Annotated in this window: 6 protein-coding genes and 1 pseudogene; 4 read left to right on the top strand and 3 right to left on the bottom strand. The window is 73.8% G+C overall.

The features are described from left to right. Positions 1-865 (bottom strand): annotated as a pseudogene (locus tag G3I53_RS07930) (hypothetical protein); the annotation flags it as partial. Positions 866-1,145: 280 nt separating this feature from the next. Here G3I53_RS07930 and G3I53_RS07925 point away from each other — a divergent pair. The 3 genes from G3I53_RS07925 to G3I53_RS07915 all read left to right on the top strand — a co-directional run bounded on the left by G3I53_RS07925 (position 1,146) and on the right by G3I53_RS07915 (position 3,852). Continuing rightward, entirely contained in the window at positions 1,146-1,808 is a 663-nt protein-coding gene (locus G3I53_RS07925; RefSeq protein ID WP_164339019.1) for a DedA family protein, read from the top strand. 251 nt (positions 1,809-2,059) lie between these two features. Next, positions 2,060-3,217, top strand: coding sequence for a sensor histidine kinase (locus G3I53_RS07920; protein WP_239063667.1), 1,158 nt, complete (start codon positions 2,060-2,062; stop codon positions 3,215-3,217). Beyond that, positions 3,208-3,852 carry a response regulator transcription factor gene (locus G3I53_RS07915; protein ID WP_343240570.1) on the top strand — a complete coding sequence of 215 codons (645 nt, stop codon included), beginning with the start codon at positions 3,208-3,210 and terminating at the stop codon, positions 3,850-3,852. The genes G3I53_RS07920 and G3I53_RS07915 overlap by 10 nt, the downstream gene beginning before the upstream one ends. Positions 3,853-3,965: 113 nt before the next feature. On the opposite strand, the gene ppk2 is transcribed toward G3I53_RS07915, so the two are convergent. Both ppk2 and G3I53_RS07905 read right to left on the bottom strand, forming a co-directional pair. Then, positions 3,966-4,934: a polyphosphate kinase 2 gene (gene ppk2, locus G3I53_RS07910; protein WP_164339017.1), complete on the bottom strand. Its 969-nt coding sequence runs from the start codon at positions 4,932-4,934 to the stop codon at positions 3,966-3,968. A gap of 35 nt (positions 4,935-4,969) precedes the next feature. Further along, entirely contained in the window at positions 4,970-5,212 is a 243-nt protein-coding gene (locus G3I53_RS07905; protein WP_164339016.1) for a DUF6411 family protein, read from the bottom strand. A gap of 266 nt (positions 5,213-5,478) precedes the next feature. Here G3I53_RS07905 and G3I53_RS07900 point away from each other — a divergent pair, with 266 nt between their 5' ends. Continuing rightward, the gene (locus G3I53_RS07900; protein WP_164339020.1) at positions 5,479-5,766 is read left to right on the top strand and encodes a DUF4190 domain-containing protein; all 288 of its coding nucleotides are present in this window, start codon (positions 5,479-5,481) and stop codon (positions 5,764-5,766) included. Positions 5,767-5,913: the final 147 nt, after the last annotated feature.

The following is a 5,913-nucleotide window of genomic DNA, read 5'->3' as shown; positions in this document are numbered from 1 at the left end:
TGGCGAGACCCCGCTGCGGGACGCGCCACGCCGCGTACAGCGCGACGGCCGCCGCGAAGGCGAGGAGCGCGGCCGAACGGGCGACGGCACCCGGACCGACAGCCTCCCAGGAGAGCACGCAGGCCGCCGGCACGCCCCAGCCGCCCGCCCCGTACACGCCGACGGCGGCGGCGACGCGCAGGTGCTTCGTGGACGTCCGGAGGGCGACGACCGTGTCGAACGCGGCCGTCAGCAGCAGTGCGGCCGTCGTCGTGTGCGGACCGGCGTCGGCTGCCACCGCCCCCAGGACGAGGGGGAACTGGGCGGCGGCCAGTGCGGCGACGGGCGGGAGGCGCAACGGGCCCACTTCGCGGCCGTACGCCCACCACGTCCCGGCCAGGACGGCCGCCGCGACGGCCGCGTACGCCGTGCCGTCCACGGTGTTCAGCGCGGCCTCGTGCAGCGCGTACGCGTCGAGGACGGTCAGCGCCAGGCCGAGGCCGGTCACCGTCTCCGCCGTCGAGCGCAGCCCGCGCTTCAGCAGGAACACGGGGGCGGCGAGTGCCGCCATGGTCACCGTCGCGAGCACCAGGGACCGCCCGACGATTCCCATGTCACCCCAGCTGACCAGGGTGAAGGCGATCGCTGCGACGGTCAGCAGGATGCCGCCGAGGACGAGGAGCACGTTCTGCACCCGGGGCGCGGTGGTCTCGGGCCGCCGGGGAGCCGTGGGCGGAGCGGCCGGCGGTGCAGGGGGCAGCGCCGGGTGAAGGAGGCGGATCAGGTGGGCCCGACGGGCCAGCAACTGGGCTCTGCGGGCGTCGAGTTGCCACAACTCCGCATCGAGGATCCGCAACTCCTCGCGGGGTGGCGGTACATGGGTCATGCCGTGGAGTGTGGCGCTCGTCACGGCCGTGCGGCATGAGTGGGCGTACTCAGGTCCGTACTCAGATCGCGCGGTGGCGGCCGGGGGGAGAGGTCGGCGGCCGGGGGCAGGGCGGCGCCCGGCGGTGCTCCGCCCTGCGGTTTCCCGCAGGGTGCGCGGTGCGGGGACCCTCAGCGGGCCGGGTGGTAAGCCGCGTACCGCCACCGGTCCCCGGTTCCTAGGTTGGCGGGGGAAGAGGGCAGCCGCCCCGCCCCCACCGATGCGCCCCTGGAGGCCGACCATGCACCGTCCGACTCTCGCGCTGCCCCAGGAACCGGCGGGCGGCATCGCCGGGTGGGCCGCCGACCTCGTGGACACGCTGGGTGCTCCCGGTGCCGGGCTGTTCGTCGCGCTGGAGAACGTGTTCCCGCCGCTGCCCAGCGAGATCATCCTGCCGCTGGCCGGTTTCGCCGCGGGGCAGGGGGAGTTGAGCCTGGCCTCGGCGCTGTTCTGGACGACGCTGGGTTCGGTGGTCGGCGCGGTCGTCCTCTACTGGCTCGGCGCGCTCTTCGGCCGGGAGCGGATGTACGCGCTGTGGGCGAGGCTGCCGCTGGTGAAGACGTCCGATCTGCGGCGCACCGAGGAGTGGTTCGCCCGGCACGGCACCAAGGCGGTCCTCCTCGGCCGGATGGTGCCGATCTTCCGCAGCCTGATCTCGGTGCCCGCCGGCGTCGAGCGGATGCCGATGCCCCTGTTCCTGATGCTCACCGCGCTCGGCAGCCTGGTCTGGAACAGTGCCCTGGTGCTGGCGGGCTATTGGCTGGGGGAGCAGTGGGACGAGGTCGGGGCGTACGTCGGTGTCCTCAGCAAGGGGGTCCTCGTGGTGAGCCTCCTCGCCGTCGCCGGGTACGTGGCCGTGCGGGTGAGGGCGGGGCGCGGTGCGGCCCGGCACCGCCGCGTCTGATGCGCGGGCTCCCCTTCTCCGCGGGCGCGCGCTCGGGGCGTCGCCGTGCCACCGCTCGTGACGATCTTGCCCGGGGTCGTCGGGCCGCACTAGGCTCGTCCGCCGTGCACGAGGATGGAGCCGACGTCGTGCCTCACGATTCCGCGGACGCCCCCGGCGGGTCGGCGAACATCCTTGACGCGTCGGCGGACGGCCTCGGTACGTCGGCGGACCCCGTCGCGGGCCGGAGCACCGTGCCGACGCCCGCCTCCTTGCCGCGCCGCGGTCCGGGTGCGCCGCTCGCCTCCTGGCCGCGCCGCAGTGCGGGTGTGCTGCTCGGCTGCGCGACCGCCCTGCTCGGCTCCCTCTACTTCCTGGTCACCGGGGCCGCCCTCGGCGCCTTCCTGCTGTGGCCGCGCACCCGCGCGCACGCCCTGCGGGCCCTCATGGCGGGGGCGCGCCGGCTGGCGGGGCTCGAACGGCTGCGCCGCACCGTGTTCTTCGGCGACCGGTTCCCGGAGGGGTTCCGGGCCGACGGCCACCGGATCCTGCGCTGCCTCGCCGTCCGCTGCTTCGCCGGGCTGCTGTGCACGGTCGTGCTCGGGCTGCTCGGTCTCGGCGCGGTGCTGGCGGGCGTCCTGGTGGCCGGGGTGGTGCGGGGCAGCCTCGGCTGGGGCGAACTGCTCACGCAGGCGGTGCTGGGCGGTGTGCTGCTCTTCCTCGACGTGCAGGGCCTGCGCTCCCTCGCCGCCCTGGACGCCCGTGCCGTCCGGGAGTGCTTCGGCCCCTCCGAACGGGAAGTGCTCCAGCAACGGATCGAGGCCCTCGCCGCCAGCCGGGCCGCGGTCGTGCGGGCGGTGGACGCCGAGCGCCGGCGCATCGAACGCGATCTGCACGACGGGGTCCAGCAGCGCCTGGTCGCGCTGGCCATGCTGCTCGGCCGGGCCCGCCGCAGCCGCGACCCGGAACGGGCGGACGCATTGCTGCTCCAGGCACACGAGGAGTCCCGGGACGTCCTCACCGAACTGCGCGAAGTGGCCTGGCGGGTCTACCCGTCGGCGCTCGACAGCCTCGGCCTGAGGGAAGCGCTGGGCGGCGTGGCGGAACGCTGCGCGCTCCCGCTGCGCCTCCGGTACGAGGTTGGCGCGCCGCTGCCCCGGCCGGTGGAGACCGCCGCCTACTTCGTGGTGTCCGAGGCCGTCACCAACGCCGCCAAGCACTCGGGGGCCACCGCCGTCGAGGTGCGGGTGGCGCTCACCGGGGGGCGGCTCGCCGTGCGGGTCGAGGACGACGGCAGGGGCGGCGCGGACCCGTCCGGCAGCGGGCTGGCCGGGCTGCGCGGCCGGGTGGGCGCCCTCGACGGCGTCCTGCACATCGACAGCCCCCTCGGGGGACCCACACTCGTCTCCGCGGAGCTGCCGTGCGCGTGATCCTCGCCGAGGACTCGACCCTGCTGCGGGAGGGCCTGGTCCGGCTGCTCGCCGACGAGGGCCACGAGGTGGTGGCGGCGCTGAACGACGCGGTGACGCTGCTCGCGGAGGTCGATGAGCTCGGGCCGGACGTCGTCGTCGCCGACATCCGGATGCCGCCGACCCACACCGACGAGGGGCTGCGGGCGGCCGTGGAGATCCGGGAGCGCTTCCCGGACGTCGGCGTGCTGGTGCTCTCGCAGCACATCGAGCGGAATTACGCGGCCCGGCTGCTCTCCTCCAGCGCCGAACGCGTCGGCTACCTGCTCAAGGACCGGGTGGCCCAGGTCGAGGAGTTCCTCGACGCCCTGGAGCGGATCCACGCGGGCGGGGCCGCCATCGATCCTGAGGTCGTACGGCAGCTGCTGGTCCGCACCACGCACGGGGATCCGCTGGCCCGGCTGACCCCGCGCGAGCGCAGCGTGCTGGAGGCCCTCGCGCAGGGGTTCACCAACACGGCCATCGCCGGGAAGCTGCACCTGTCGCTGAGCTCCGTGGAGAAGAACCTCAACGCCGTCTTCGACAAGCTGGAGCTGCCGCGGGCCACCGGCTACAACCGGCGCATCCTGGCGGTCCTGCGCTACCTCGAGTCTTGACAGTCGCAGGAGCCGCAGGAGCCGCAGGAGCCGCAGGAGCCGCAGGAACCGTAGCGGCAGCCGGCTGGTTCGGCCCGCCCGGCTCGCGCAGCGGGGTGCGGCGGTGGCGGGGGTCAGTCCCGCCCGGGGTGCTTGCCCGGGCCCGGGCCCGGGCCCTCCGCGCCGGGGGACAGCGGTGTGGGCGACAGCTTGGTGTCCTCCTCGCCGGGTTCCAGCAGGGTGTCGGCGGCGCCGACGATCAGGGGGTCGGGGGTGCCGACCGCCGCACTGTCCTTGCTGGCGTAGTCGATGCGCGACAGCAGACTGCGCATCGTCTCCAGCCGGGCGCGCCGCTTGTCGTTGCTCTTGACGACGGTCCAGGGGGCGTGGGGGGTGTCCGTGGCGCGGAACATGTCGACCTTGGCCTCGGTGTAGTCGTCCCACAGGTCCAGCGACGCCAGGTCGGTCGGTGACAGCTTCCACTGGCGCACCGGGTCGACCTGCCGGATCGCGAAGCGGGTGCGCTGTTCGGCGCGGGAGACGGAGAACCAGAACTTCACCAGCAGGACGCCGTCGTCGACCAACATCCGCTCGAAGGCCGGGCACTGGTCGAGGAACAGTTCGTACTGGTCCTTGGTGCAGTAGTCCATCACGCGTTCCACGCCGGCCCGGTTGTACCAGGAGCGGTCGAAGAAGACGATCTCGCCGGCCGTCGGCAGGTGGGCGATGTACCGCTGGAAGTACCACTGCCCCTTCTCGCGTTCGGTCGGTTTGTCGAGGGCGACGACGCGGGCGCCGCGCGGGTTGAGCCGTTCGGTGAGCCGCTGGATCGTGCCGCCCTTGCCCGCCGCGTCCCGCCCCTCGCACACCACGACCAGGCGGGCGCCGGTGTCCTTGACCCACCGCTGCAGCTTGAGCAGCTCGATCTGGAGGACGCGTTTGGTCCGCTCGTAGTCCTTGCGGCTCACCTTGTGGTCGTAGGGGTGGTTCTCCCGCCACGTCCGGATGGGGTTGCCGTCGGCGTCGAGCACGATGGGCTGCTCCCGCCGCCGCTTGTCCACCGTCAGCCCGTCCAGCAGCTGGTCCGCGTCTTCTGCGTTCATGGTCCGGCTCGCTCTCCTGCTCGTGCCCCGGCCGGTCAGAAGGGCATGCGGCCACGGGAGCGCCGGCCCGCCGAACCGCTGCGGCTCACCGCACGTGAGCTGGTGTGGAAGGGCTTGCTGAGGAGCCGGCCCAGGGCTCCGGGCGCCTTGCCGCCGGCCCGCGCCCCGGCGCCGAGGGTGCGCTGCGTACCGCGTTCGGGGTGCCGGGACAGGCGGGGGACGAGGAAGGCCAGGACGGCCAGGGCCGCGCATACGGCGATGACGGCGACAACTACCATGATCGGCTCCCTTCGCTGGTGAACGGACTACAGGTGCCCCGTCCGGCCGCACCCATGTGAGCGTTCGGGACCGGACCCGGAGGGCACGTTCCGTCACTCACTGTGAGCGCCTTCGGGCGGCCGGGGGCGCCGGAATCCCGACAAGGGGCTTTTTGCCCGGCGAGCCATGGACATGGCATCGCGGTGTCGGGGCATTCGGGGTTCACGTGACAAGCAGTCAAGGCGCGGCCCGCTCGGGCCGGGTCACCGACAACCGGGAGTCCCACATGACGAGTTACGGCGGTCCCTCTGCTGCGTCCTCCGGATCGCGCACCAACGGCCTTGCGATCGCGAGCCTTTGCTGCGGCATCGTCGGCCTTTTCGTCCTGAACATCATCCTCGGCCCGCTCGCCATCATCTTCGGCGCCATCGCCCACCGGCAGGCCGCCGTGAAGAACGGCGCCGGGATGGCGAAGGCCGGCATCATCCTCGGCATCGTCGCCGTGGTGCTCTGGCTCGTGCTCCTCGCCGTGGCCGCCAGCAGCGGCGGCTTCAGCTGGTACGTGGGCGGTTGACGGGCGACGGCTGAAAAGGTGGCCGACGCAGGGACCGGGAGAGACGACGGTCCGGGCGCCCCCGGAGCACGCCGAGAGGCGGGCCCGGGGGCGCACGCGCGGCCGTCGGGCCCGGGGGCGCACACGCCGGCCGCCGGGCTCGGGGGC

Origin of the sequence: Streptomyces sp. SID14436 (assembly GCF_010548465.1) — a bacterium.
Classification (GTDB): domain Bacteria; phylum Actinomycetota; class Actinomycetes; order Streptomycetales; family Streptomycetaceae; genus Streptomyces.
Note: the sequence above shows the minus strand (reverse complement) of the source record. Positions and strands in the feature narration are given on the sequence as shown.

What these genes read in the sequence shown, in the direction of transcription:
- G3I53_RS07925 (WP_164339019.1), top strand. Translation starts at nt 1,146, where the DNA reads ATGCACCGTCCGACTCTCGCGCTGCCCCAGGAACCGGCGGGCGGCATC.
- ppk2 (WP_164339017.1), bottom strand. Translation starts at nt 4,934, where the DNA reads ATGAACGCAGAAGACGCGGACCAGCTGCTGGACGGGCTGACGGTGGAC.
- G3I53_RS07905 (WP_164339016.1), bottom strand. Translation starts at nt 5,212, where the DNA reads ATGGTAGTTGTCGCCGTCATCGCCGTATGCGCGGCCCTGGCCGTCCTG.
- G3I53_RS07900 (WP_164339020.1), top strand. Translation starts at nt 5,479, where the DNA reads ATGACGAGTTACGGCGGTCCCTCTGCTGCGTCCTCCGGATCGCGCACC.